Origin of the sequence: Bradyrhizobium sp. WBAH42 (genome assembly GCF_024585265.1) — a bacterium.
Taxonomy (GTDB): domain Bacteria; phylum Pseudomonadota; class Alphaproteobacteria; order Rhizobiales; family Xanthobacteraceae; genus Bradyrhizobium.
In genome coordinates this window covers 7,895,454-7,922,200 of the sequence record NZ_CP036533.1, presented here as the reverse complement: position 1 = coordinate 7,922,200, position 26,747 = coordinate 7,895,454, and the positions used below count along the sequence as shown (strand labels likewise).

Annotated in this window: 21 protein-coding genes; 6 read left to right on the top strand and 15 right to left on the bottom strand. The window is 60.3% G+C overall.

Features of this window, described 5'->3' with window-relative positions:
- Window positions 1-284 precede the first annotated feature (284 nt).
- Together DCG74_RS37140 and DCG74_RS37135 are read left to right on the top strand one after the other, a co-directional pair.
- On the top strand, window positions 285-638 hold the full coding sequence (locus DCG74_RS37140; RefSeq protein ID WP_172787664.1) for a hypothetical protein: 354 nt from the start codon (window positions 285-287) through the stop codon (window positions 636-638).
- A 411-nt stretch (window positions 639-1,049) separates the two neighbouring features.
- A complete protein-coding gene (locus DCG74_RS37135) occupies window positions 1,050-6,554 on the top strand; it encodes an ATP-binding sensor histidine kinase (protein WP_172787663.1) in 5,505 nt (1,834 codons plus the stop codon).
- Window positions 6,555-6,626: 72 nt separating this feature from the next.
- On the opposite strand, the gene DCG74_RS37130 is transcribed toward DCG74_RS37135, so the two are convergent.
- The 13 genes from DCG74_RS37130 to DCG74_RS37070 all read right to left on the bottom strand — a co-directional run bounded on the left by DCG74_RS37130 (window position 6,627) and on the right by DCG74_RS37070 (window position 21,358).
- A complete protein-coding gene (locus tag DCG74_RS37130) occupies window positions 6,627-8,174 on the bottom strand; it encodes an alpha-N-arabinofuranosidase (protein ID WP_172787662.1) in 1,548 nt (515 codons plus the stop codon).
- A gap of 47 nt (window positions 8,175-8,221) precedes the next feature.
- On the bottom strand, window positions 8,222-9,034 hold the full coding sequence (locus tag DCG74_RS37125; protein ID WP_172787661.1) for an ABC transporter ATP-binding protein: 813 nt from the start codon (window positions 9,032-9,034) through the stop codon (window positions 8,222-8,224).
- Complete coding sequence (locus tag DCG74_RS37120) at window positions 9,031-10,029, bottom strand: ABC transporter ATP-binding protein (RefSeq protein WP_172787685.1); 999 nt, start codon at window positions 10,027-10,029, stop codon at window positions 9,031-9,033. Before DCG74_RS37120 ends, DCG74_RS37125 begins: the two co-directional genes overlap by 4 nt.
- Before the next feature lie 32 nt (window positions 10,030-10,061).
- Complete coding sequence (locus DCG74_RS37115; RefSeq protein WP_172787660.1) at window positions 10,062-10,925, bottom strand: ABC transporter permease; 864 nt, start codon at window positions 10,923-10,925, stop codon at window positions 10,062-10,064.
- Window positions 10,925-11,929, bottom strand: coding sequence for an ABC transporter permease (locus tag DCG74_RS37110; protein ID WP_172787659.1), 1,005 nt, complete (start codon window positions 11,927-11,929; stop codon window positions 10,925-10,927). Before DCG74_RS37110 ends, DCG74_RS37115 begins: the two co-directional genes overlap by 1 nt.
- Window positions 11,930-12,014: 85 nt before the next feature.
- Complete coding sequence (locus DCG74_RS37105) at window positions 12,015-13,916, bottom strand: ABC transporter substrate-binding protein (protein ID WP_172787658.1); 1,902 nt, start codon at window positions 13,914-13,916, stop codon at window positions 12,015-12,017.
- Window positions 13,917-14,506: 590 nt separating this feature from the next.
- Window positions 14,507-15,259 carry a Crp/Fnr family transcriptional regulator gene (locus DCG74_RS37100; protein ID WP_172787657.1) on the bottom strand — a complete coding sequence of 251 codons (753 nt, stop codon included), beginning with the start codon at window positions 15,257-15,259 and terminating at the stop codon, window positions 14,507-14,509.
- A 231-nt stretch (window positions 15,260-15,490) separates the two neighbouring features.
- Window positions 15,491-15,640, bottom strand: a complete 150-nt coding sequence (locus tag DCG74_RS37095; RefSeq protein ID WP_175421781.1) for a hypothetical protein — start codon at window positions 15,638-15,640, stop codon at window positions 15,491-15,493.
- A gap of 507 nt (window positions 15,641-16,147) precedes the next feature.
- On the bottom strand, window positions 16,148-16,411 hold the full coding sequence (locus DCG74_RS37090) for a hypothetical protein (RefSeq protein ID WP_172787656.1): 264 nt from the start codon (window positions 16,409-16,411) through the stop codon (window positions 16,148-16,150).
- A gap of 54 nt (window positions 16,412-16,465) precedes the next feature.
- A complete protein-coding gene (locus DCG74_RS37085; protein ID WP_172787655.1) occupies window positions 16,466-17,467 on the bottom strand; it encodes an amidohydrolase family protein in 1,002 nt (333 codons plus the stop codon).
- 56 nt (window positions 17,468-17,523) lie between these two features.
- Window positions 17,524-18,729 carry a 3-hydroxybenzoate 6-monooxygenase gene (locus DCG74_RS37080; protein WP_172787654.1) on the bottom strand — a complete coding sequence of 402 codons (1,206 nt, stop codon included), beginning with the start codon at window positions 18,727-18,729 and terminating at the stop codon, window positions 17,524-17,526.
- A gap of 68 nt (window positions 18,730-18,797) precedes the next feature.
- Window positions 18,798-20,030 (bottom strand): nitrate/nitrite transporter, encoded by a 1,233-nt coding sequence (locus DCG74_RS37075; RefSeq protein WP_172787653.1) that lies wholly within the window; start codon window positions 20,028-20,030, stop codon window positions 18,798-18,800.
- Complete coding sequence (locus DCG74_RS37070) at window positions 20,027-21,358, bottom strand: FAD-dependent oxidoreductase (RefSeq protein WP_172787652.1); 1,332 nt, start codon at window positions 21,356-21,358, stop codon at window positions 20,027-20,029. Before DCG74_RS37070 ends, DCG74_RS37075 begins: the two co-directional genes overlap by 4 nt.
- A gap of 102 nt (window positions 21,359-21,460) precedes the next feature.
- Between DCG74_RS37070 and DCG74_RS37065 the strand changes: the two genes are divergently transcribed.
- Entirely contained in the window at window positions 21,461-22,351 is an 891-nt protein-coding gene (locus DCG74_RS37065) for a LysR family transcriptional regulator (protein ID WP_172787651.1), read from the top strand.
- A gap of 233 nt (window positions 22,352-22,584) precedes the next feature.
- On the opposite strand, the gene DCG74_RS37060 is transcribed toward DCG74_RS37065, so the two are convergent.
- On the bottom strand, window positions 22,585-23,796 hold the full coding sequence (locus DCG74_RS37060) for an ABC transporter substrate-binding protein (protein WP_172787650.1): 1,212 nt from the start codon (window positions 23,794-23,796) through the stop codon (window positions 22,585-22,587).
- Between the two features lie 288 nt (window positions 23,797-24,084).
- Here DCG74_RS37060 and DCG74_RS37055 point away from each other — a divergent pair, with 288 nt between their 5' ends.
- Window positions 24,085-24,405, top strand: coding sequence for a putative quinol monooxygenase (locus DCG74_RS37055; RefSeq protein WP_172787649.1), 321 nt, complete (start codon window positions 24,085-24,087; stop codon window positions 24,403-24,405).
- Window positions 24,406-24,453: 48 nt separating this feature from the next.
- On the opposite strand, the gene DCG74_RS37050 is transcribed toward DCG74_RS37055, so the two are convergent.
- Entirely contained in the window at window positions 24,454-25,224 is a 771-nt protein-coding gene (locus tag DCG74_RS37050; protein WP_172787648.1) for a VOC family protein, read from the bottom strand.
- A 69-nt stretch (window positions 25,225-25,293) separates the two neighbouring features.
- Here DCG74_RS37050 and DCG74_RS37045 point away from each other — a divergent pair, with 69 nt between their 5' ends.
- Complete coding sequence (locus DCG74_RS37045; RefSeq protein WP_246708915.1) at window positions 25,294-25,926, top strand: TetR/AcrR family transcriptional regulator; 633 nt, start codon at window positions 25,294-25,296, stop codon at window positions 25,924-25,926.
- The gene (locus DCG74_RS37040; RefSeq protein ID WP_172787647.1) at window positions 25,923-26,735 is read left to right on the top strand and encodes an amidohydrolase family protein; all 813 of its coding nucleotides are present in this window, start codon (window positions 25,923-25,925) and stop codon (window positions 26,733-26,735) included. The genes DCG74_RS37045 and DCG74_RS37040 overlap by 4 nt, the downstream gene beginning before the upstream one ends.
- Window positions 26,736-26,747: the final 12 nt, after the last annotated feature.

The following is a 26,747-nucleotide window of genomic DNA, read 5'->3' as shown; positions in this document are numbered from 1 at the left end:
GCGGCGAATTTGGCGGTCCGCATAGAACCAGTCTCGAGTTCGGCAGTTGCCTCCCGGTGGATCCGAGCAAGCAATCTGATTGCTCGGGCCCAGAATAATTTTAAAAGCTAAGCCGGCACACATGAAGGACCTCCGACGACGTTTGGAAAAGGTTCGCGCTGACGCCAGAGAGTTTACGCTGATGAGTCAGCGGGCGACGGACATAGAAAAGCGCGAGCTGTTTAGGCGCTTGGCGGATGAGCTCGCCTTCGAGGCTCTCGAGCTTGAGCTAATCGTGAAGAAGAATGAGCCACCTGATCCGTGTGACAAGCACGACGTCGTGGAGTTTAAGTCACCCTCTCAGCGAAAGCGCGGCTGACGCGGAAGAGGTTAAGCCGGCTAGATCGTGCGTACACAATGAATCTTTGCGCCTGGCTCCGCCAGCGATTGCTGCCGCCTTCGCCGCATGGAATGCGCATTGCGGTTCGGAGGGCGATCCGGAAGCGGTGATGGCATTGTGCGCCGCCGGCTTACGCGATCTCAGTCGCGAAGATGTGCTCGCGGTTGGTCAGTACCACGCGCCGTCCGATGGCGACTTGTCCATCTCGCGGATGATCTCACGGGTCACGGCGAAGCCGTCGTGGCCGACCTCCCTCTGAGGCCGCTCATTTGCTGCAGCGCAAATATGATTGCGGTCGACCCATCGCGCTCCGACAAGATCAAGACAGCGCCTGAATTCGCCCGGCTGACGGAACGGCTCGTCCAAGAGGAGCCGCACTGAGATCTTGACGGTTGTCGAACGCGCCTGACTAGCGGTGCTTGGCTTGCCAGGGCAAGTTGACGGACTTGAGCCTAGTGATACTTTTTGGCTGCGGTAGGCGGTAGCCAGTCGGGCCCCGGAATCAAGGCGTGACAGATAGGCCCGTAGTTTCACGAATTGCGCGCTCTTCGGGATCTCCTCGCCAGCACGCGCAAATAGAAATCTGCTGACGACGCCCCACTCTATGAGGCGACTTCAAGGGGAACGCAACGGCTCCTTCGGCTCGGGGGTGCGCGCATGGTTTACGGAGATGATCCTTCCTTCACTTTTGGGCGCAGGTTGGGCCCATGGACTACAGGTCCTCTGTGAAGAGGATGGAATTCTGTTGTGTCGTGCAGTTCGTGAATGCACTGAGGGCGAGCGCAAGACCGTGCTGGCCGTTCTCCCGGCAGCTGAACATCCGAATCCGCAGAGCATTGATCGCCTCACGCATGAATTCGGATTGATGAACGAGCTGGACGGCGCGTGGGCAGCGAAGCCGCTAGAACTCCTGCGGGATCATGCCAAGCCCATTCTTCTGCTTGAAGATTTCGGCGGCGACCCACTCACCAGGCTGATGGAGGCGCCCATGGAGATGGGTGACTTCCTTTGTATAGCCGTTCAAATCGCAGCGGCCTTGGGCAGAGTCCACCAGCGCGGCCTCGTGCACAAGGACATCAAGCCGGCCAACATTCTGGTGAATCACACCAGGACAAACGTGCGGCTCACCGGATTCGGTTTTGCGTCGCGCCGACCGCGCGAACGACAATCTCCGGCGGCTCCCGAATCCATCGCCGGTACACTCGCCTATATGGCACCCGAGCAGACCGGGCGCATGAACCGATCGATCGACTCCCGCAGCGACATGTATTCGCTCGGCGTCACGCTCTATCAGATGCTGACCGGCTCCCTCCCCTTCACCGCGGCCGACCCCATGGAGTTGGTGCACTGCCACATCGCGAGAAAGCCAACACTGCAAAGCGACAGATCGGAAAATGTCCCACCTGCAGTGTTGCGCATCGTCATGAAGCTGCTCGCCAAGATGGCGGAGGAGCGTTATCAAACTGCGGCCGGCGCCGAATGGGACCTGCAGCGCTGTCTTACGGAGTGGGAGCGCCAGGGCCGCGTCGACGATTTCCCGCTCGGGCAGCACGACGCACCCGACCGGCTGCTGATCCCCGAAAAGCTGTACGGAAGGTCGCACCAGGTTGAGACATTGCTCGCCTCCTTTGGCCGCGTCGTCGAGAGCGGCGTACCTGAATTGGTGCTGGTCTCGGGATATCCCGGCGTCGGCAAATCCTCGGTGGTCAATGAACTGCACAAGGTGCAGATCCCCTCACGCGGGCTGTTCGCGTCGGGCAAATTCGACCAGCACAAACGCGACGTGCCCTATGCGACACTCGTGCAGGCGTTCCAGAGCCTCGTTCGCCCCCTGCTTGGTAAGAACGACGCGGAGCTGAGCGGCTGGCACCGCGCGTTTCTGGAGGCGCTCGGTCCCAATGGACAGCTGATGGTCGAGCTGATCCCGGAGCTCGAGCTCATCATCGGCAAACAGCTTCCGCCTCCGGAGCTTCCGCCGCAGCGGGCGCAAGGCCGCTTCCAAGAGATATTGAAGCGGTTCATCGGCGTGTTCGCCCGCGCCGAACATCCGCTGGTGCTCTTTCTCGACGATCTCCAATGGCTCGATGCTGCGACGCTCGAGCTGCTTGAGGATCTTTTGACGCGGTCAGATTTGAAGCACCTGATGTTGATCGCCGCCTATCGGGACAACGAGGTTGATGCCGATCATCCCCTGACGCGCATGCTCCACGGGGTCAAGCTCGCGGGCGGGCCGGTCACCCAGATCACGCTTGCGCCGCTTGGCCGCGAGCACGTCGGGCATTTGCTCGCGGACACGCTTCGCTGCGAGCCGGAGCAGGCGGCACCGCTCACCAAGTTGGTGCTCGAGAAGACCGGAGGCAATCCGTTCTTTGCTATTCAATTCATCTTCTCGCTAGTCGAAGAAGCATTGCTCACCTTCGACCACGCCGCTGCACGCTGGTCTTGGGATCTCGATCGCATTCACGCCAAGCGATATACCGATAATGTCGTGGACCTCATGCTCGGAAAGCTTACTCGCCTTCCGGCTGCGACACAGGCCGCCCTGCAGCAGATGGCCTGCCTCGGCAACACCGCCGAGACCGCAATGCTGTCGATCGTGCTTGGAATTCCGGAGGAGCAGGTCCATGCCGCGCTATGGCCGTCGGTTCGTCAGGAATTGGTCGAGCCGCAGCCAGGCGCCTATCGGTTCCTCCACGACCGATTTCAGGAGGCGGCCTACGCACTGATCCCCGAGCACGACCGGCCGGCAGTCCATCTGCGGATCGGCCGACTGCTGGCGGCACGGACCGCACCGGAAGCGATCGAGGAAAACGTCTTCGAAATTGTCAGCCAGCTCAATCGCGGAGCTGACTTGATCACCGATCCGGAGGAACGGAAAAAATCGGCCGAGTTGAACCTGTTGGCCGGCCGGCGCGCGAAGGCTGCAACCGCGTTCGGCATGGCGCTCGCGCACTTCAGCACCGGTGAGGCGATGTTGTCGGAAGACCGTTGGGAGCGGGCTTACACGCTCAGTTTTGCGCTCGCCTTGCAGCGCGCCGAGTGCGAATTCTTGACCGGCGACCACGCCGCCTCGAAAGCGCGCCTTGCTGAACTGGCGGGCCGTGCCACCACCCTACCCGATTTGGCTGCCGTTACCCGGCTGCGGATGGAACCGAACGACCGGGATGTCGAAATCGGCCTCGCCTATCTGCGCCGCGTCGGCATCGCATGGCCCCCGCAGCCCACATTACCGGAGGTCGCGCAGGAATATGAGCGGATGTGGCGGCAAATCGGCCCGCGCAAGATCGAGGCGCTGCTGGACTTGCCCCGGATGACCGATCCGATTGCGCGCGGCACCATGGACGTCCTCACCGTCCTGGTGTCGCCCGCCTGGTTCATCGACGAGAACCTGCGTCGCCTCATCATCGCGCGCATGGCGAATCTGAGCCTGGAATTCGGCAACTCGGATGCGTCGTGCCTCGCCTATATCCTGCTCGGCACCGTGCTTGGGCCTGACTTTCACGATTACGAGGCGGGTTACCAGTTCACGCAGCTCGGCCTTGACCTGGTCGAAAGATACGGATTGGACCGCTTCAAATCACGCGTCTATCTCGGCTTCGGCAGCTGGACACGGCATGTCCGGACGGGGCGGCCGCTGCTGCGGCGGGCCTTCGACGCGGCACAGCAGGATGGCGACTTCAACTATGCGAGCTTTAGCCGCCACCACCTCATCACGCACCTTCTCGCCTGTGGCGATTCGCTCTCCGAGGTGCAACGGGAAGCGGAGGCCGGAATCGCGTTCGCGCGGAAGATGCGGGTTGACCTCGCGGTAGACAGAATCATTGGGCAGCTGCAGCTGGTGCGGGCGCTCCGCGGCTTAACGACAAAATTCGGTAGCTTCGATGATGCCGATTTCAGCGAAGAGCAGTTCGAACGACGTCTGAAGGCTGACCCGCAGCTGGTGCATGCCGGCTATTGGTACTGGGTCCGCAAGCTGCAGGTGCGCGTCCTTGCCGACGATTCGACCGCGGTCACGGCGGCGGAGAACGCGGAAGAACTGTTGTGGACCTCCAAGGCCCTGTTCGATCGGGCGGAGCTGCACTTTTATGCGGCGCTGGCGCAGGCAGCTCACGCCGAGTCTGCATCCGCTGAGAAGCGAGCCCGGCGTCTTAGTGCGCTGGCACCTCACCGCAATCAGCTTCAGCAATGGGCGAGCATTTGCCCGGAGGATTTCGCGGACCGCGCCGCACTCGTTGAGGCGGAGATCGCGCGTATCGAGTCGCGCGAGTTCGATGCAATGCGCACTTACGATCGCGCTATCGGCGCGGCGCGCGCAAGCGGCTTTGTCCATAACGAGGCTATCGCCAACGAGCTCGCCGGACGGTTCTATTTGGCGAGGGGGTTCGAGAAGATCGCTTATGTCTATCTGCGCGACGCACATTATGGATATCTCCGTTGGGGCGCCGACGCCAAGGTGAAGCAGCTCGAACGGCTTTACCCGCAACTGCACGTGATAGAAGACGATCGCACCGCCGCGAAGAGGAGCGGCTTGGTCCAGCAACTGGACGTCACCGCCGTCGTGAAGGCGTCGCAGGCTGTATCAAGTGAGATCGAACTGCCGAGGCTCATCGAGTCGTTGATGAAGATCGCGCTGCAAAACGCCGGAGCAGATCGCGGCCTGCTGATTTTGCCGCGCCACGACGACTTCCGGATCGAGGCCGAGGCCCAGTCGAGCGCTGATCAGTTCACCGTCTCGATGCGCGAGGCCCTCGTCTCCGGTCGCGATTGTGCGGAGGCGCTGCTGCGATATGTCATTCGCACGCAAAAGCCTGCCATCATCGATGACGCATCGCGGCCTGATCCACTGTGCGACGCCGAATATGTGAATAGCCGGCACCCCAGATCGATCCTCTGCCTGCCGCTGATCAAGCAGGCCAAGCTGACCGGTTTGCTCTATTTCGAGAATAGCCTGACCACACACGCATTCACGCCAGAACGTGTCGCGGTGCTGGAAATGCTGGCAGCTCAGGCCGCGATTTCGCTTGAGAACACCCTTCTGTACCGAGACCTGCAGGAACGCGAGGCCCGCATCCGACGACTCGTCGATTCCAGCATCATCGGAATTCTATTCTGGGATGCTACCGGAAAAATCAGCTACGCCAACAAGGCCTTCCTGAGCATGACCGGCTATTCCAAGGAAGAACTGATGTCGGGAGCGGTGAGCTGGAAGGATATGACGCCGCCGGAATACGAAAATGACGATGCCGAGCGAATTGAGCAACTTCGCCGGTCGGGAGAGGTCGCCCCCCGGGAGAAGGAGTACCTTAGAAAGGACGGCAGCCGGGTTCCGGTGCTGGTCGGCTCGGCCGCAGTGGCCGGATCCCCCGATCAGAGCATCTCTTTCGTACTCGATCTGACAGAACGAAGGCGGGCCGAAGCCGAAGCGCGCGAGAGCGAGAGGCGCTATCAAGAAATGCAGCTTGAGCTGGCGCACGCGAACCGGATCGCAACCATGGGACAGCTCACCTCATCGATCGCCCATGAGGTTAGCCAACCCCTCAGCGCTGTTGCCATCAGCGCCGGCGCAGCCATGAACTGGCTGCGCAGGAGCCCCCCGGCTCTCGAACAAGTGCAAGCTTCATTGGAGGCCATCGCCAATGACGCACATCGCGGCGGCGAAGTGATTAGCCAACTTCGTGCCCTCTACAGGAAGGCGCCGCCACGGAAGGAGCTCCTGAATTTTAATGAAGCGGTCGAAGAGGTGATTGTCCTGACCGGTAGCGAGGCGTTCAAAGATGGGATTTCGGTGAAGGCGCAACTCGCGGACCGTTTGCCTCTCATCAAGGGCGATCGAGTGCAGTTGCAGCAGGTTCTGCTCAACCTCTTCGTCAACGCGATTCAGGCCATGGCCACAACGGCCGATGGAGCGCGAGATCTGCTCATTACCACCTGCTTGGCCGAACCGGACTCCGTGCTTGTGCAGGTTGCCGATACTGGGCCCGGACTCGATCCACAAATGCTCGAAGCTGTCTTCGATGCATATTTCACCACCAAGCCTCACGGAATGGGAATGGGTCTGGCAATCTGTCGTTCAATCATCAATGCGCACAATGGACGCTTATGGGCGAGCGCCAACCAGCCGCGCGGCGTCGTTTTTCAATTCACGTTGCCGGCGGGTCCGCAGGACGGAGTCTGACGGGGTCCGGGAAGCCAAAGCAGGCCTTCCGGAGGGGAACGGCGACTTTGCGTACCGCCATTCGAGACTTGTCTATCGACCCGGGGACAAGTGAACGACATTCCAAGATGCCGGCTTCAGCGTTGCACGCATTCGCGCGCCGTCGATGGTCACGCCCTGCAGCGGCTCCGGCTTCACGCGCTCGGTTGCGTCCCTGGTGTTGCTTGCCTGGAGATCATCGTGGCGCAACTCGAGCGCCTCGCTCACTGCGAGCGGGCCAAAGCTCCGCGCCTCGAGGCTCACCTCCATCTCCTGCATCAGGTCACGGTTCAGCATGAACAGGGTAAGAGTGCCGGCTTCTCCTGCAACAGCCGCGATCTTGAGATACGGCACGTTCGGCACCGGAAAACTCAAGTCGTGGGGCCCGCGAGGATCGTAATAGAAAGAATCGTAGGCATCCGACGCGACATGAGTACGCAGCACCTTGCCACGTCCAAGACGGCTCATCTGGGCGAACGGAAAGAAAATGGTCTGGCGCCACGCGGCGCCGCCGGTTTCGGTCATGATCGGCGCAATCGCGTTGACGAGCTGCGCGAGGCAGGCCGCCCTCACCCGATCGGCGTGATTGAGCAGCGAGATGCAGGCGCCGCCGAAAGCGAGCGCGTCCTGCATGGTGTAGATTTCCTCCAGGATCGGTGGCGCCACCGGCCACCCTTCCTTGACACGATCGGCCCGATTGCGGCGGGTTCGATACCAGACATTCCATTCGTCGAAGCTCAACATCATGCGCTTGTGGGAGCGGCGTTTCGCCGCCACGGCGTCCGCGAGCGCGACAACCTCGTCGATGAAGCGATCCATCAAGTCGGGGCTGGCGAGAAACGATGCCGTATCCTGCCTGTAATTGTTCAGATAGGTGTGGAGCGAAATGTACTCGGCGTGATCGAACGTGTGCTCGATCACCGTGTCTTCCCACTGGCCGAATGTCGGCATGTTTCGTCCGGACGAACCGCATGCCGCGAGCTCGATCGTCGGATCCACCCACCGCATCATCTTGGCGGCTTCGCGCGCGATCGCGCCATAGGCCTCGGCGCTCTTGTGCTCCATCTGCCAGGGACCGTCCATTTCGTTGCCCAGGCACCAGAACCTGACGTTGTGCGGCTTCTCCCAGCCATGGGCGCGGCGCAGGTCCGACCACGCCGATCCACCCGGATGATTGCAGTATTCAACCAGGTTGCGCGCGGCGTCGCCGCCCCTGGTGCCGAGATTGACCGCCAACATCGGCTCGACCGCAGCAGCCTTGCACCAATCCATGAACTCATTGGTTCCGAAGCTGTTCGGTTCGGTGCTGAACCAGGCGAGGTCGAGGCGTGCCGGGCGCTTCTCCACCGGGCCGACGCCGTCCTCCCAATTATACCCGGAAACGAAATTGCCACCGGGGTAGCGGATGATGGTCGGACCGAGCTCCTTGACCAGCGCCAGCACATCGCCACGAAAGCCGTTCTTATCCGCGGTGGGATGGCCGGGTTCATAGATGCCGCCGTAGACACAGCGTCCCAGGTGCTCGACGAAGGCGCCGAACAGACGCGGGTCCGTGTGACCGATGGCGAAATCGCGGTCCATCAGAACGTTTGCTTTTCTCATGTTCGCCTCTCAGGTGCCCTGGAGCTTGTGAGGTAGATCATGCCGACTTAAACGCCCGCTGCGAAGTCAGGCAATAGCGCGGCCTCGCGCAACTGACGGGAATAGGGATGCTGCGGCGCATTCAACACCGCTCTTGCGTCGCCGCTTTCGACGACGCTGCCTTGCTGCATGATGATGATGCGGTCGCTGACGTAATAGGCGGTCGCCAGATCATGAGTGACGTAGATGATGGAGATACCGAGATCATCGCGCAACGTCTTGAACATGTTGACGATGGATATGCGCAAGGAAGCATCGATCATGGAGACGGGCTCGTCGGCCACGATCAGCTTCGGATTGGCGAGCAGCGCGCGGGCGATCGCGACCCGCTGAAGCTGGCCGCCGGAGAGCTCGTGCGGGTACCTTCGGCTTACCTCTTTCAGGGACAATCCGACCTTGTGCAGCGCCTCGTCAACGGCCATCTCGGGCGCGACCCTACCATCGGCCGCGGTGAAGCGGCGGTGCGTCATGAACAAATAGCGATCGAGCCGCTTCAGCGGGTTGAAGGATTCGAACGGGTTCTGAAAGATCGGCTGCACCTTGTGCATGAAGGCCAGGCGGTCGGCGGCGGTGCGGATCGTTGCAAGATCGACCCCGTCGAACCGCAATTTGCCGCTGGTGGGCGTGTCAATGTTGAGGATCATCCGAGCAAGCGTGGTCTTGCCGCTGCCGGATTCGCCGATGATCGCAAAGATCTCGGGCCGCCCTGCGGCGAGCCGGAAACTGACGTCCTTGACAGCAGCAACGCGCCGCCCCGTCAGCACCCCTCCCCGGATGAAGGTCTTGCTGACCTGGCAAACCTCGAGCAACAGGTGGCTCATGCCTCATCGCTCCGATTGACGGCAAAGCAGGCGACGCGATGCGCAGGCGCACCCTCCCGCATGGCGGGGACCTCGTGCCTGCAAATCTCCATCGCCAGCGAGCATCGCGGATGGAAGCGGCACCCAGTCGGCGGATCGGCTAGATTTGGCGGAGTGCCTTCCAATGGCTCCCGCGGGACGTTATCGCCGATGCGCGGCAGGCTGGAAATGAGATGCCTGGCGTAAGGGTGCAGCGGATTGCGGAAGATCTCCACCGTTGCGGCCTCTTCGATCAAGCGGCCGGCATACATGATGCCGAGACGATCGGTCACATGCGCATGAACGCCGAGATCATGGCTAACCAGCAAGACCGACGAGCCGATCTCGCGGCGGATAGCGCTGATCAAGGCGAGCACCTCCTTCTGCACCACGACGTCGAGCGCGGTTGTGGGTTCGTCGGCAAGAATGACATCGGGTCGGCAGATGGTGGCGAGTGCAATGGTGGCGCGTTGCCGCATGCCGCCGGACAGCTCATGTGGATAGGCCTCCAGCACGGAGGGGTCGAGCTTGAGCCGCGCCAGATGGGCGACCACCTCCTGCTCGAATTGCCTGCGGCTCTCACCAATATGCGGATACGCGAAGTCGACGAAGGCCGACCAGAGCCGACGCACCGGGTTCAACACGTTCATCGAACCCTGCATGATGTAGGACAAATGCCGCCAGCGGATCCGCGCCACCTCAGCCTCTGGCGCGCGGTGCAGTCCGCCATAGCCTGGCAGGAACGCGAAATCCACGCGGCCGCCGACCACCTCCAGTGGCGGCCTGACCGCGCCCGCGATCGTCTTGACCAGCGTGGTCTTGCCGGAGGAGGATTCGCCTGCGACCCCGTAGATCTCGCCGCGGCCAACCGCGAAGCTGATGCCGTCGACCGCCTTGACGACACGCTCAACCCCGTGGCGCTCGGTCCGGAAGTGGGCCTGCAGGTCGTGCACCGACAGGATCGGCTCCGTCTCCATGGACAGGTCGCCCTGCATCGTTGCGGCCGGACTCACGGCGCGCCCCCCAAGCTGCCGAGACGGCTGCGCGGATCGATGTAGTCGTTCATCGACACCGCCAGCAGGAACAGCCCGATGAAGGTCATAATGACCGCGATCGTCGGAAAGGCAATCCACCACCAGACTCCCGCAACCATCGCGGTATGCTGGTTGGCCCAATAGATCATGCCGCCGATCGTCGGCGTGTTGATGTCGGTGAAGCCAAGCACCGCCAGCGTCACCTCCAGCCCGATCGACCATACCATGTTGTTCATGGTCGTCGAGAACACGATCGGCAAGACATAGGGCAAGTGCTCTTGGACCAGGATCTCGCGCGTGCTCATGCCGGAGAACAGGCTGCTCTGGGTGAATTCACGGGCCCGCAGGCTCATCGCCGCCGAGCGGATCAGGCGCGCGTCGTAGGCCCAGCCGAGGCAGGCCATGATCAGCGCCAGCAGCAGCCAGGACATGCGGTCGCGCATCACGAAATAGAACAGCACTAGGATCGGCAGCAGCGGGATGACGATGAAGGTGTCGTTCACCGACATCAGCGCCCGATCGATCCAACCGCCCTTGTAGCCGCTGAGCAGCCCGACCGTGAGCGCCAACAGACGGCTGATCAATGCCACGGTGCATCCGAACAGCAGGGTATTGCGAAGGGCAAAGGTCAGCTGCCAGAACACGTCCTGGCCGCGCGATGTGGTCCCGAACCAATGGGTCAGCGCCGGCGGCACATCCGGTGGCACCACATAGACGTCCTGCGGCGAATAGGGCGAGAAGCTCGCCAGCAATGACAACAGCAGCACGATGGCGATGAGCGCGGCCCCGATCCGGAATTCGGCGTGGTAACGCAGGAGGTCACGCAGGATTGCAGTCATCAGCTGACCCTCACCCGGGGATCGAGCAGTGGATACAGCAGATCGATCACGAGCACGCCGGTCGAGACGCCGAGGATGGAGACAGTGGTCACGCCGAGCACGAGCCCGTAATCCCCCGCATAGACGGCATCGACCAGCAGCGAGCCGACCCCTGGATAGCCGAATACCTTTTCGGTGATGACAGCACCGTTGAAGATTCCGCCAAGCGAGATGGCGAGCCCTGTGAGCTGGGGCGGCAGCGCGTTGCGCATCACGTAGGACAACAGGATGCGCCCAGATCTGACACCCGCCAGCTCGGCATAGAGCACATAATCCTCGGTCACGACGTTGGACACCAGCGCGCGCATCCCGAGGAACCAGCTGCCCACGCCGATCAGGATCAGCGAGAGCGCGGGCAGGATGGCGTGCTGCAGCACGCTGACGACGAAATCGAATGTCAATGTCTGCGGCAGGTTCATCGCCGAACCGCCGGTGATCGGCAGCACCGGCCAGAGGAAGCCGAACCCGATCAGCAGCACGAGCGCCACGATATAATAAGGGATCGGATGCAGCCCCATCGCGATCAGCCCGATCAGCTTCAGCCCGCGGTTTTGCTGGTAGTAGCCGGCAAGTCCGCCGAGCAGGCTTCCGAGTCCCCAGGCGATGATGGTGGAGAGCGCGAGCAGTCCGGCGGTCCAGGGTAGCGCACGGCCAATCAGCGTTGAGACCGGCGTTGGAAACGCCGAGAGCGAAGGACCGAAATCGGCGCGCAGGATCCGCTTCCAGAACGCCAGATATTGCTGGGCAGGCGAGCCGCCAAGTCCGTAGAGCTCGCGCAGCGAAGTGCGCATTTGCTCGATTGCATCCGGAGCCGTGTTGCCAAAGGAGGTCACCGCCGAGATCGACTGCTCGATGGGATCGATCGGCGTGGCATGGGTAATCACATAAGCGAGGTTGACACCGATGAAGACCACGAGCACGAACTGCGCCAGCCGTCGGCCAACATACGCAACATATCCGCTCATCGACGCTCCCAGAGGGCCGGACCGCGGCGTTCGGACAGACGCGACCCGCTCTCCGAGAGATGGCATCGCCGCCTCCTCATGACTCCTAGCCGGCCGGCTTGAGCTTGACGAGCATATAGCGCGAATTACCCCAATTCGGCACCGGATTGGTGTAGGGATTTTCCGACGTGGGATATCCCGTCCAATAGGTCTGGTCCATCGCCGTGAAGACGTTGTACGCCATCAGCGGGATGGTCGGCATCTCCTTCACCGCGAGCTTGATGTAGTCCTTGCCGAGCTCGATCGATTTCGGATCGTCAAAGCCCACCATCCGGATGCTCTCGATGATCTTGTCCAGCACGGGGCTGGACCAGCGCTGCCAGTTGCGCAGCGGTTGCGATTTGCCCGGCTCCGCGACGAACTGCGAATGCCAGCTGTCGAGGAAGTAGGACAGGTCGGGGTGGCCGCCCCAGGTCTCGACACTCCAGCCGATGAATGTGTCGAAATCGCCGGCCGCGCGCCGGGTCGGCAGCGTCCCCTGCGCCACATCGATCCGGGCGTCGATGCCCGCCTGCTTCCATAGCTGCACGATCATGCTGCCGGTCCGCGTCATCACCGGGCGTAGGTCGCCTTCGACCATGACGCGAACGGTGAAGGGCTTGCCATCCGGCGTGAGCCAGGCGCCGCCGCGCTTGGTGAAACCAGCCCTCTCGAGCAGTTCCTGCGCGGCCTGCGGATCGACCTTCCACCAACCCATGCCAAAGGCACGGGCGATCTCCGCGGGATCGGATGGTATCTGCTCCCCCATCGAAGGCCGCAGCATTTCGGCGATCTGCTTGCCGATCGTGGGATCGTACGGCTTGATCTTGCGCTTGCCGGTGTCGATCTCGAAACCCTTGAGCCATTCCTCTATCGGCTGATGGTACGTTGCCGGATGGGCGCCGGTCGGCGGCACGCCGATGGCGGATATGGTGGCGGCGCCACGGTAGGCCGCCATCGACACCGCCTTGATGTCGATCAACAGCGCGAGCGCCCATCGCACGTCGGCATTCTTGAACAGCTCGTTCTGGGTGTTGAAGATCACCGCCGGGAGCGTCGGATCGGGATGGGCATAGGGGAATCCCTTGAACCATGCCCGTGTCACCTTGCTTTGCTTGGCGAGGGCAAACATGCCCTCGGGCGCGACATCATGGATCACATCGAGCTCGTGGTTGAGCTGGGCAATGACCCGCTTGTCCGGCGGGCCGGGATCGATATAGGCCAGATATTTCGGCCCGGGCTTGCCGTAGCGGGCGAGCGTGGTGCGCTGCCAGTCGTCGCGCAATTGCCAGATGTACCATTTGCCGTCGGGATCGTAGCTGTACAGCACATAGGCGCCGAGCGAAGTCGGCTTGTTGAAATCGAACTTGGCCGGATCATCCGCCTTCTCGAAAACATGCTTGGGCAATATCCATACCGCGCCCCAGCGCACAGTGAAATTAGCATGGAAGCGCGAGTTGGGTTTCTTGAGCTTGAACACCACCGTATACGGGTCTGGCGCCTCAACGGATGCCACGTTACTCGCGAGCACCGCGCTGAAGCGCATTCCCGGATGCTTGATCTGGATCGTCACCGTCGCGACGACATCATCCGCGGTGAACTCAACACCGTCGCTCCAGAAGATGCCCTTGCGGAGCTTCGCCGTCATTTCGGTAAAATCGGCATTGTATTGCGGCTTGTCGGCGGCCAGCGAATTGTCCCAAACGCCGTCCACACCGCTTTCGGGATCGATGTACCAGAGGGTATCGAGGGCGACCTGTTGCAGCCCGTTCGACTGCGATCCGGCGTTGATGGCCCAGATGTTGAACCATCCGGCGTTCTTGACCGTCCCTTCCGGGTTTTCAAGGATCAGCAGTTGCTTCCTAGGGATGTTCTGTAAGGTGCCCTGAGCGTGGCCGGGCGCCGCCAGCAGCAATGCCACCATCACGAGAGCGCACGCAAGCAGCAGAATTGCACGAAGGCAGCGCATCATCTTCCTCCCGGTGCAGCTTGGTTCGATACTTTTGCGACGAATGCTAAAGGTGGCAAAAACCAGTAACAACAAAAATCTTGCCCGGGCTGAAGGATCGGTTCCCTATGTTACGCGCACACGTCTGGTCAGCACGGCACGGTCACCGCTTTGCACCAGCTGCCTACGGCCGTAGAGTGCGCAGCGGCCTCGCATCGCGGTTTCCCAAGCGCCACGAGGTGCTCTCTGCCTCCCGTTGAACGCCGGAGGACGCGCGACCGCTGCCAGCGGCGTCGTCCTGCGCGCCCGGGTCAAAGGCTGCCTTGGCCCGCTTGAGGCGGTCTTACTCTTCCTTGTGTTATTTCTGGCCGACGCAGGGGCCTAAAGTCGGGCAGGCATGCTATCGCTCGTTCCAGCTCTCTTGCGATTGCCTTGTAACGAGTGAGCGCCCGCGCATAGACCTCGCGCTTGAGCTGGCTCCTTGCTGCCTGCTGAAGGCGCTCGCACTCGGCCATTTGCACGCGGAGCAGTTCCAGATGGGCCAGCATCTCTTTCATCGGCAGGTAATCTATCTCACATCAGCTTCGGTTCAATAGCGAACGAGGTTCAATTCATCTGAACGGAGAATATTGCAGATGCGAAACATTCGGGGAGCTCAACTCCTCCTCATCCATTCGTTTGATCCTCTGGCGCATCACGCCGTAACACTCGCAAGCGACGTTCTCGAGTTGCGCTCGATGGACCTCCAACGCGCCGCGCCGCTCCGATATGATGCAGCCGATTGCCCGAAGCTTACGCATGGTTAGAGACACGGTGGTTCGCCGAACCCCAAGAAGTTGGGCCAGCGCCTCCTGGGTCAATCTGATCTCGCCGTTGGCAACGCGGTCGTGTATCTCGAGCAACCATCGAGCCATACGGCATTCTACCGGGTGCACGGCGTTGCAGGCGGCCACATTCTGAAGCTGCAGCAATTGAGTGCGGAAATGGAGGCGCAGAACACGTTTGATGGCGCCGCTTTGCTCATAAGCTTGTTGTAATCGTGGGACAGGAATCTGAAGCGCAGCTCCGGCCACATAGGCGGTTGCTGTGACTGGCGAGTGCGAGGGACTTAGAATAGCGAGAGCGCCGACCGCTCCTTCCGAGCCCATGAGAGTGGAAGCGACAATGTGTCCATCCGACATCTCAACCAGGAACGCCAAGACCCCGCTAAGCGGAAAATAAACTTGTTTGAGCTCATCTCCGGTTCGCACGAGTACAGCGTCAGATTCGAACGCTATCTTCTGAACGTGAGGCTCAAGCAGCTTGAGATCCGCTGGGGGCAAAGCCGCCAAAAGCCGATTCCCGGGGCCGGTCTGGAGCGCCATTGCGGATCTCCCTTCGAGCACGCCGAAGCACCCGAAGCGTCAACCCAGCGTTCGGAGGGGCTGTTCCAAATTTTCCCGATATGCCCATGCGATAGGATCGGTCACGGCTTCACATCCCTTGAGCCCCGGACTGGGCGCCTTCTAGATTTCGTACTCTCCGAACAGGCGAGCGGGAGAGGCGGACTAGCGCACCTTTAGGTCTGTCTAGAGCCAAACGGCGCCGGCTTCAGGTCATCGCTTCTGGTTCACCTCGAACTTCCCGACCAGCAGTGAGCCTGGCGGGTCCAACTTCGCACGGCCAAGGATGTCGCGCGCCCGCGCGCCACAGGCGCCGCGCCAGGTCCGCGGCGACAGCGCGGCGATATGGCGTTTCGCTCCCATTGCTGCTCCAATGCGACGATCGTTTCGGCCGGGCCTGCGAAGCGATCACCCCGCCGCCAGCTCCCTCGCACCCGATTGCGCGCGGGCGTGGAGGGCCCAAGCTGCTGGCCCACGCGGTCCAGTCCGCTCCGGGCCAGCACTCGGTCAAAGTCCTCTAGCCTGTGGTCCTCGCCGGATCCTTACGATTCAGCTCGCGGAAGCCGCGGTGCTAAAGCTCCAAGCGAGAACAAAACGGTAAATGGTGGTGTAAACGGCGCTAATTTTGCCGCTTGATCAAACCGCCAAGTGCTTGATTTAAATGGTGGGCGCACCAGGGCTCGAACCTGGGACCCGCTGATTAAGAGTCTGATCTTCATCGAAGAAAAACAGCGACTTACATGTAAAAATCAGCCTGAATAGCCCTATTCGGATCAATAGCTTACAGGCAAATTGCGGGAAGGGCCCAAAACATAGCGCGCTCTATGGCCGGAGCCGTGCCCGCGACCTCGCCAAACGTAACCGAGTTCTTCACACATCCAGATAGGAGCTTTCGGCGCTGTAGATGTGCGGAAGGTCTCGTGGCCAACAGCCCGCGAGGCTCGCCATCCGGAATGCAATGAAGCCAGATCTGACGAGCAGGCCAGCTTGGCTCGGCACGAGGTTCCACGGCTGCATGACACACTGGATGACATAGGCTGGATTGAAACGCGTCGTAGCCGCCGTGATCAGCGTGAAAAGCACACCGAGAAATCCGGTGCGCCCGTCGGACAACGCACCGAACAGTTTCTTCATGAACGTAGAGTTCTGACGCTCTCGTGGGCCCCTCCGAATTGATCCCTTGTTCTCCTATTTGGCAGATTGGGGGGAGGCGCCTGAAAGCTTGAAGAGTGAACGCGCGTTCTCGCGCCCGATCTTGACGCGATCGTTCTCCGAAATCGCCGCTTGATCAAACCAGAGAGCAGCGTGATCGATGTTCTCGAAAGGCCAGTCCGCAGAGAACAGGATGCGGTCGGCGCCGATCTCGAGCATGGCATCGATCAAGGTCTGGGTCCGGAAGTTGCCCGATGTCGTGAGATAGAAATTTTCGCGGAAATAGTCGGCGATGGCTCGCTTTGCGGGATAGACGTTTTGCGTGCGCATCCATTTGTTGTGATTGTCGATCCGCCACATCGAATAAGGCAAGCCCTCACCCATGTGTCCGAGAATGATATTGAGGCGCGGATAGGCATCGAACAGGCCCGAGCCCATCAGCCGGAGCGCGTGCACGGCGGTCTCCTGCCCGAACGCCCAAGTCGGTCCCATCAGCCAGCGATGGCCTTCATAGATCGCGGCGTCTTTGGCAAGCGGGTTGCGTGGGTGTAGATATAAGGGAACATCGAGGCGCTGAACCTCTGACCAAAACGGCCAAAACTCCTTCAGATCGTAGTAGATCGCTTTGTCCGTGCTGGCGAGCTGACTGAACCCATTGACGAGAGCGCCGCGAAAACCAAGCGTCGTGACGCAGCGGTCCAGTTCGAGCGCGGCGGCATCCGGGTCTTGCATCGGAAGAGCAGCGAGCCCTTGAAAGCGATCCGGACGCTGCGCGGCCTGTTCAGCGAGAAAATCGTTGGCGCGCCGCGACAGCTCCAGCGCCCGGTCGAGATCGGGAACTGCCTGAACCGCCGGCGAGTTCAGCGACAGCAGCATTAATTCGATGCCGTGCGCATCCATCTCCCTTAAGCGCCGGTCCTGTATGTCGAGCAGTCTTCCCTTCAGCTCAGTCCAGTCCTCAACTGGTGAAAATCCAGCGCTGTCCTGGACCGTTTCTTCAAGAGCAAAGTGCTCCTCAAGCGCGATCTTTCCTTGCATTCTGACTCTCCGTCGTGTTTGCCGCTCGAAAAGGGAAGCGGCCAGTGTTGGATAAATTAAGCCGAATAAGATCCCGGCAGCTCCCGAGACACGGGAGCTTCGTAGAGCCAGGACAGTTTCTCGCAAAAGCTTTCAACGCTCATCTGCCGCATGAGGTGATTGCGCAGCATCGCTTCAGCACCATCGGCATGATACACGTGATCGCCGAGCAGGCGTGAACCCAACTGCACTCGCGTCGTTCGCAACAGACGAGTGGTTCGGTACAGCTCAAATGCGCCTTCGATATCGCCAGCGTGCGAGCCAAGCGCATCGGCGAGAAAGACGCCATCCTCGAGAGCCATGCAGGCGCCTTGCGCGAAATATTGCAGCGTCGGGTGCGCGGCGTCGCCCAGGAGGCACACTCGACCATCCACCCATTGCTCGACCGGGTCTCGGTCACAGGTGACCCAGGCCTTCCAGTGCTTGCCGTGATGAATAATGGCCTGAGCTCGCGGATGGATATCGCGGAAGCTTGCCAGAACCTCTTCATGCGAAACGGGCTTTGCCGCGAACACCTCGGCCGGATTGTTGTGACAGGTGATGGCGAGGTTGAACACTTTCCAACCCGAGAGCGGATAATGAACAAGATGGCATTTCGCTCCCGCCCACAACGTTGCCGCGTTCCAGCGAAGATCTTCCGGCATTTGCTCGGTCGGAATGACAGACCGATAAGTGGTGTGGCCGGCCACGCGCGGCTCACCGTCGCCAAGCATCTGCTGCCGGATCTTGGACCGTAGTCCGTCGGCCCCGACCAAGGCAGAGCCCATGATGCGCTCGCCGGAATTTATCAGAGCAGTGACCGAGCCCTCAGCCTGCTCGTATCCGATCACGTCGCAATCGGCACGCAGCGTGATCGCCTCGTGACGCTGACAGGCGCGAAGAAGGATCGTATGCAGCTCGGCACGGTGGACGACCGCGTAGGGATTACCAAATCGGGTCCTGAAATACGTGGTCAGATCGATATGCGTGATCTCTTCAGCAGTGACCGCATCCATTAGCCGCAATTGATCGATGAAGACAGAGATGGAGCGGATCGCATCGCCCAGCTTCAGGCAATCGAACGCGTGGAATGCATTTGGGCCGAGTTGGATGCCGGCCCCGATCTCCTGATAGGCCGGCGCGCGCTCAAGAACCGTGACCCTGGCGCCCTTATGCGCCAGGGCGAGCGCCGCAGCCAGACCGCCAATGCCTCCACCGGCAATAAGAATGCTCGTGTCTGCCACGTTTCCTCCCTTGCGGCTCTCCGCATCACCTTGGCAACAGGCCTCTGATTGGGACTGGCCGCCAGGACTCAATGTTCAGCCTCGTAGCTCACGAACATTGTCAACAGGCCGGCCAGTAGCGGTCCCACAGCGAGTGTGAGGAACGCCACCTTGAAGGATTCCGTCGCGGAGAATACGACTCCGATGGCCACGGGAACGATGACGCTGCCAAGTTGCCAAACGGCATTCGATATCCCAACAGCAGCTCCGGTGCGCTGAGCGCCGGCGATTTCGCTGACGAGAGCGACCAGCACCGGAGTGTAAACGAAAGCAAATAGCCCGAGCACGGGCGTGGCGATCCGAAGCTGCCCGGTGTCATTCAACAAGCTGTAGCCGGCGAGCGTCGCTGCAAATCCCAGGAAAAGTACGATTAGAACCGTCTTCTTGCGGGACGCGCCAACGGCATCGAGAACAAATCCCATCACGGGTTTCGAGACCAGTCCGGCGGCTCCGAACAACGCCATCAAACTTCCCGTGTCGACGGGATTCAGGCCGAACCCTTTGGTCATCAGCGCGTTCGCCCAGAATGCCACTCCCCAGGTTCCCCACATCACACAAAAACCCGCCATTGCCAGAAGGGTCAAATTGCGATCGCGAAAAACGACGAACGGGTCGAACCGAGGGCTCGGCGGCGGAGCGCCTGGGGCCCGACGATTACGCAGCGTCAAGAACGCCAACAAGCCGAACAGAGACGTTGCAAGACCAAGCACATGGTAAGCTCCTGTCCAATCGAGTGCTGCGCTTAGGCTGGGCACGACCGCGTTGGCAACAAGAACACCGAAAGAGTTGGCGCTCGTTAACAGCCCCATCGCGCGCCCGCGTTCGGAGAGGCCAAACCAAGAGACTATCAGCTTGACGGTGGCCGAGTAGTTTGCACCAGCGGACAGTCCCATGAGCATCTGCAGGGCGACGCCGTAAGCAAGACTCGACGTAAACCCGAAGCAGAACGTGGCCAGCCCAAGCGGCATGAGTGACATCAGCATCACTCGTTCCGGGCCGAACCGATCCGTGGAGAGCCCCCCGACAATATTCGAAATGACGTATCCAACATAGAAGGCGGTGATGAACACGCCGAGCGCGGCAATGGGAATTTGAAGGGACTGTCCCGCAACTACAGCTACGGTTGCCCACGCAAGCCGATCCGTAAAGGTTAACGTCACCGCTGCCCAGGAGACAAACAGAACGATCCAGCGGAACAAGGGAGCAACATGCGCGTCCGCATTGGCCACTGATGTAGTGGATACCGGTGAGGAGGCGCTCATAGTAAGGCTCCTTGCCTAACCAGAGATTCCTGTAGCTTCTTGGGATCGACTTCTCGGGGCCTTACATTCCCCCTGAGCGCAATATCGGCAGCGGTGCCGGCTGCCTCTCCCATGACGAAGCAAGGACCGGTCACGCGCGCTGCCGATTGACCGAGATGCGTCATCGAGGCGCAACGCCCGACGATAAACAGATTGTCTACTGAGCGCGGAACGATCATCCGGTAAGGCAACTCGTTGTAGCCGCGGGATTGCGGGATCTGAGGCCAGTGCCAGGCGACGTCCCCTGCCGTATGCTCTTCGATCGGCCAACCATTGCGGCCTATGCTGTCCTCGAAACTGGCGCAGCCGAGCACGTCGTCTTCCGTCAGAACGTATTCACCGAGAATCCGCCGGGTCTCGCGGATACCGAGCTGGGGCGCTATGTCGACGATGTACGAGTTTTCAAAGCCCGGCACCGTTTGAAGGAACCGAAAGGTCTCGCGGACTTGCGCTCGGCCTTGAAGCTCGCCGCGGCTGAGGCTAGTCGCGTCCGTGCCATCAATCGCAGAGCCATCCTCCTCACGCAGCTGCGTGACGTTGGCTCGCCATTCGATTGGATTCTTCTGCGGCCTTACGATCGCCCCTTTACGGGGAAACGCAAATCGTCCCTCCGCTTCGGCTTGGTCCATCAGTTTGGGAATCTTGGACCATGCTTCACCCGCTCGTTCCGGATCCACGCCATTGATGCGAAACATCGTCGAGGGGTAAAGCATGTTGCCGGATCCATCGCCTTTTTCAAAGGCAGCGCCCGCCCAGACGGCAAGATCGCCATCACCCGACCCGTCGACGAATAGCCGACCTCGCACGGCTAGGCGTCCGGATTTCGTTTCCAGAATAACCGCACCCACGAGTGTTTCTGACGCCATTGCAACGCTCACTGCAACTGCGTGGAAGAGAACACTGACCTTGGACTCAATCAGCAGGTCATCAGCCGCCAGCTTGAAGGCGGGTATATCGTAGGATTGCGCCAGAATTCTTCCAAAGATCAGGTGAGGCGTGTTCAACCCGCCAAGCCGGCGCATTCTATCGAGAAGTTCGTCGGCAAGCCCGCCAACGACCTGAACATGCTCACCGTGGATGTTGGCGTATAGACCGCAGAAGTTAGTGACGCCTGCAGCGGTCCCCATCCCGCCCAGAAAACCATGGCGTTCGACGAGCAATACCTTTCGTCCAGCGCGGCCGCAAGCAGCAGCGGCCATCAAGCCGGCAGGGCCTCCACCCAGCACGACAAGGTCGTATTCGCCATATACAGGCGTGCATCGTTGGGGCTCGACAATGGACCCGAGCATCTCTTCCCTCGTATTGCTGCTTGAATTGCGCGGAGCCTAGTCGCTCGGGAAGAGGGTGAAAAAGTAGCTTGTCAGGCGAACACTTTTCGTGAATCGTAAATAATGGATATGCTCGAAAACATGCGGGCGTTCGTCGCCGTCGCCAAGACCGGTAGCTTCACTGGGGCTGCCGGAGTACTCAATCTCGCCACCTCGGTTCTCACCAAGCGCGTATCGCAGCTCGAACGCGCAGTTGGAGCCACTCTGCTCCATCGCACGACGAGGAAAGTGCGTCTAACGGCTGACGGCGAATATCATCTTCCGAGGATCGCCGAGGCCGTATCGCGGTATGACGAAACGCTTGCGGCAATCCGAAAAGGGAGGCAGCACCTTGAAGGTTCGATTCGTATCAAAGTGCCGACCACTCTTGGGTTCGTACGTCTTGACCGTCTGATCCATCGTTTCGTTCGAGAAAATCCCGGGATCGACCTCGAGGTTCTGCTGCTGGATGGTCCACTCAATCCCGCTGCGGAGGGGATCGATATTGCAATCACGGCGTTCCCAGCGAGTTTCGAGGGAGTAGCCGACGAATTTCTTTGGCCGTTAAGTCGTAGCTTGGTTGCAGGTCCTAAGTATCTCAAGGCACTGAAGGCACTTGAGCATCCGAGACAGTTGGCCGCACATCCCTGTCTGGTTTATCAGCCGACCGGACCGAGTTGGTCATTCCTGGCAAAGACGGGCGTGACCAGCGTAGCCGTCCGGCCTCGGCTGTCGAGCAACGACATGTTGATGCTCCTCGAAGCGGCAAAGGATGGGATGGGTATCGCACTGCTGAGCAAGTACATCACCGAGCGGGATCTCAAGACCGGAGCGCTGCTTGATGTTCTGCCCGACTTTCCTGTCCCCGACCTTTGGATGAAGGCGATGATTCCTCTCGAAAGGCTGCACCTGCCACGAGTTGCCGCGCTGCTTAACTTCTTGCGATCTAAGGGCGGATCCTCATCCAAGCAGTGATCGTTCGTGGCTATAGGACCTGAACGCGCAGAGGATGGGCTGGAGCTCTCTCCCATTTATGATGCACTTCTCCGCGTTAGGGCCCCCCTTCTTAAACTTTGTCCACCCCGCCATTGCGGGAGCGTCACCGCGAGCGCTGCGGAAGCCGCAACGCCTGTGGCCTCACAATTACCGTACCGAGGCGCCATTTCAGGGCGCGCTTTGGCTCAGCGATCGGACACGCACACGGCTCTTTACTGAGGCCGGATCATGACCCCGAATACGTTCCAGCGGCCGTTCTTGAATTCGGCCATATAGCCATCGCGCAAAGGCCGATAGTCCGTCGGGCTGGTGTTGAGCGAAATGCCTGGAAGCAAGAGCGGAAGTCTTACGTCATGCATAGTCGCGGCAGTATGCATGATGTTCTCGCGGGTAAGATCGTCCCCGGCCCGTTGAAGAAGATCGATCGTAGCCTGGCCAAGGGAGTAAGCGTAGACATTGAAGGTATCGTACGGATTGGCGCCCGGGACATATTTGCTCATGAATGCCTTGTACTCGCTGACGGCAGCGTCGTCCGGTTCGCCGGCAACAGGGAACTTGAACGCCATAATGGTCATGATGCCATCAGCGGCATCGAACCCAGCGGGCTTGAGAACTGCGTCCGGGTTGGCACAACTCGACGCGATGAAGCGGATCGGCCGCCAATTGATTTCGTGCAACTTCCGCAATGCCTGCGAACACGCTTTGGGAGTTACCCCGTAAATCATAAGTGCATCTGCACCGGTTGCGCGCAATGTAAGGATTTGGGAGTCAACCGTAGGATCTAGCACCTCGAATGACGCAGCGCCCGCAATGACTTTGTCTGCGGCAGTGCCGAGCGATTCTCTTGTTGCTTTCAGGTATTCCTTTCCAGCGTCATCGTTCTGGTAAAGGATGGCGATGCGCGCGTCGGGCTTTCTCGACCTCAGATAATCGAGGTAGATCTTGGCTTCATCTCCGTATGGGGGTTGCCAAGGCAAGGCCATCGTCCACGGAAAATGCTCCGGGTCGTTCCATTTCGACGCAGAGCTGACGACGAAGAGGGTCGGCACTTTCTTGATCGTCAAGTACTTCTGCGTTGCGGAAATATTTGCTGTGGCAGTGTTGGCGAGCATGAAGGACACGTCATCGCTTTCGACCAGCCTGCGGGTCTGCTCGACCGCCTTCGCCGGCGAATAGGCATCATCGAGGCTGATGAACTTGATCTTTCGACCGTTCACGCCGCCGCTTTCATTGACCATCGCGAAGTAGCCCTCGAGGGCCTTGCCAATTGCGCCGACGGCTGACGCGGGACCGCTATAGGGCACAGTGTTGCCGATCCGGATTTCAGTAGCCGATGTCCCGGGCCCGTATTTGGCTTGGCCCCAGGCGGTTAAAGACAGCGCGGTGCTGGCCAAGACGCCAACGATCAAGCCGATCTTCTTCATAGTGCACCCTCCCCCGCGGCCTTGTGGCTTGCGACCAATCGAAAAGGCCGGATCCAGTAGCCACTCGATACAGGTCGCTCGATTGTTATCCCGGAGATGGTCAAAGCAGGCTGGAACTGGCAAACGAGTTTTTTGGAGGGCACCTTGAGTGAGACTCAAGTCACATGAATTTTGGGAGAACTGCTTCGTGTGCGCGTTGATCTCCAACACGTTGACTGCACAAATCCCTGAGACCAATATGAACGTTCTCACCCAATCCGATGGCGTTGCCTGAAGGGATCCTTTGAAATGACCATCGTCGTGTCGGTCAAATATGTTCTCAAGCCCGGAAAACGGGATGAGCTTTTGTCCTTCGTGATGGACAATGTCGAGAACACACGAAGGGAGAGAGGAAATCTGGCGTATTCACACTATCCCTCGTTGGAAAACACAGACGAGATGTTCGTCTTCGAGATGTGGGAAACCCTGAAGGACCTGGAAAACCACATCAACATGCCGCACTACGTGGCATTCGATGACAGACGCAAACCTCTTCTGGATTCCTATGAAGCCCAGGTCTACGAGGCGACTTTGTGCCGCTCAACGAAGAAAGCTCCAAGAGCCAATTGAGCTGGGCGAGTGTGAGGTCCTCAGAGACTGACCACTCTGTTCTTGGATCTAAGCCGAAGTGGGCCGTGAGAGCTCGAGAAACAAGGTGCGAATGCCCGCGGTACGGCTACGGACCGTAAAGACGCGAGTGTGCGGCCGGCGCCCCGGCCGGATATCGGAGACATCGAAGCCTTCCCGGGAAAGACGTGCATGAGTCGTTTCCGCGTCCCGCGTCCGCCAACTGAACCCGTGCAGCCGATCCTCGTCGTTCCGTATGCCCTCGCGAAGGTTCTGCACGATTTCCAGCACGAGATCTCCGCAGCGGAAGAACATCAGCCTGAGCCCCCAGTCGGGTCGCGTGGAGTCAAACCTCATGTCGAGGCCAAGTCGCGCGCCATAGAGAGCGGCTGCACGATCGGCTTGCTGCGTGGCGATCACAACATGGTCCAGCCCGCGTATGTCCCCGCCGTCGTCGACGATCTCACCGCCGCGTCGCCCTCCGAAGGAATACCCGAGCGGCACTGAGTAGGTTGCCACTTTGTCGATCTGCACGGTGGGAGCTTCCGCCCCGGGCCCGACGCTCTCGACCGTCGACAACCCGAGGCGCTCGAGCCGGCGCGCCATGCGGGCGGGCTCATCAACTTCGAAACGGAGAAGCCCAAGCCCGACCGATCCGCGACCCTGCCGCAAAAGAAGCGTAACATTACTGAGCCGGAGTGACGCCCCATCCTCGATTCTGCTTGCCTTGCGGCCGAGCAATATCTCGTAGTCTCGGGTTGCCTGGGCCACGTCTTCGACGAGCAGCTCGATGCAGTCCAATCCCGCAATTGGCGTCGTCATCTCATCCCCCAAGTCGTTGACGGGAAGATTCCAGATCCCGCCCCTTGACAGTGAGCAGCCACTGGAGCGATGCTCCAGAGTGTTACTCTAGTTCGTGACATTATGCAAACACGAGAACGGATTCTCACTGCAGGGCTCGCCCTGATCGACGAGCACGGCTATGAAGCCGCGACCGTCGCCTCCATCAGGAGCAAAGCCGGCGTATCGAATGGAAGCTTCTTCCATTTCTTCGATTCCAAGGAGAGCCTAGCGGCCGAACTCTTCCTCGACGCCATCCGCGCCTACCACCAGGCGATGCTTCGCGCGGTGCATGACGGTATTGGTGCCGCGGAGGGAATCGCTGCGCTCGTCCGCGCCCACATTTCCTGGGTCACCACCAACAAGCCCCAGGCCCGCTTCCTGTTCGAGCAGGCGCGGGCCGAATGGTTCGAGGGGATCGCGGACGCCTTGCAGGCACAGAACGCGATCTATCGACAGGGGCTCGACCGCTGGCGGCTTCCCCTGGTCGAAGCCGGTCATCTCCGCTCCATAAGTGGGCTGGTTTTCTCAAGTCAGGTGATCGGTCCCGCGCAGATCTTCTGCCGCGCCTGGCTTTCCGGCCGCGACCGCACCGATCCAGGAAAATACGCCCAGGAATTGGTCGACTGCGCGGTTCGCGCCGTCGTGACTGAGACCACAAGAGCAGGAAGGAGGCACCGATGATCATTGATGCATGGATGCAGCACCCGACCGAACGACATTCGAACCATGAGATGTTCGCATCGCTGCGGCGCTGGACCAGCAAGAGCGATCGCCCGGCAGTCATCAGTCCCGAGATGACGATCTCGGCGATGGACCAGGGCGGCGTGAGGATCGGCCTCACCGCAGCATGGTGCGGTCCTGACGGCTTTATGATCTCCAACGACGAGGTGGCGGCGCTCGTACGCCAATTTCCTGAGCGAATCGTGGGCGTCGCGAGTGTCAACCTGTACAAGCCCATGGAGGCCGTCCGGGAGTTGCGCCGCGCTGTCAAAGAACTCGGCTTCCGAGCGCTTCGTGTCGTTCCCTGGCTGTGGGGTCTGCCGCCGAACGACAGGCGCTACTATCCGCTGTATGCGGAATGCATCGAACTTGGCATTCCGTTCTGCACGCAGGTCGGTCACACCGGCCCGCTGCGGACGTCGGAAACAGGCCGCCCAATCCCATACCTCGACGATGTTGCCCTGGAGTTTCCGGAGTTGAAGATCGTGGCCGGGCATATCGGCTACCCCTGGACGCAGGAGATGATCGCCGTTGCGACCAAATACGAGAACGTATTCATCGACACGTCTGCTTACACGATCCGACGATACCCTCCGGAGATCGTGCAATACCTGAAGACGAACGGGCGGAAGAAGGTGTTGTTCGGCAGCAATTATCCAATGATCAGCCCGGCGAAGGCACTGGAAGGATTGAACGACCTTGGACTTGATGACGAGACCAGGGCGCTCTTTCTGGGTGGGAATGCAGCGCGCGTCTTTGGGCTGAATTAGGCCTATCCGATC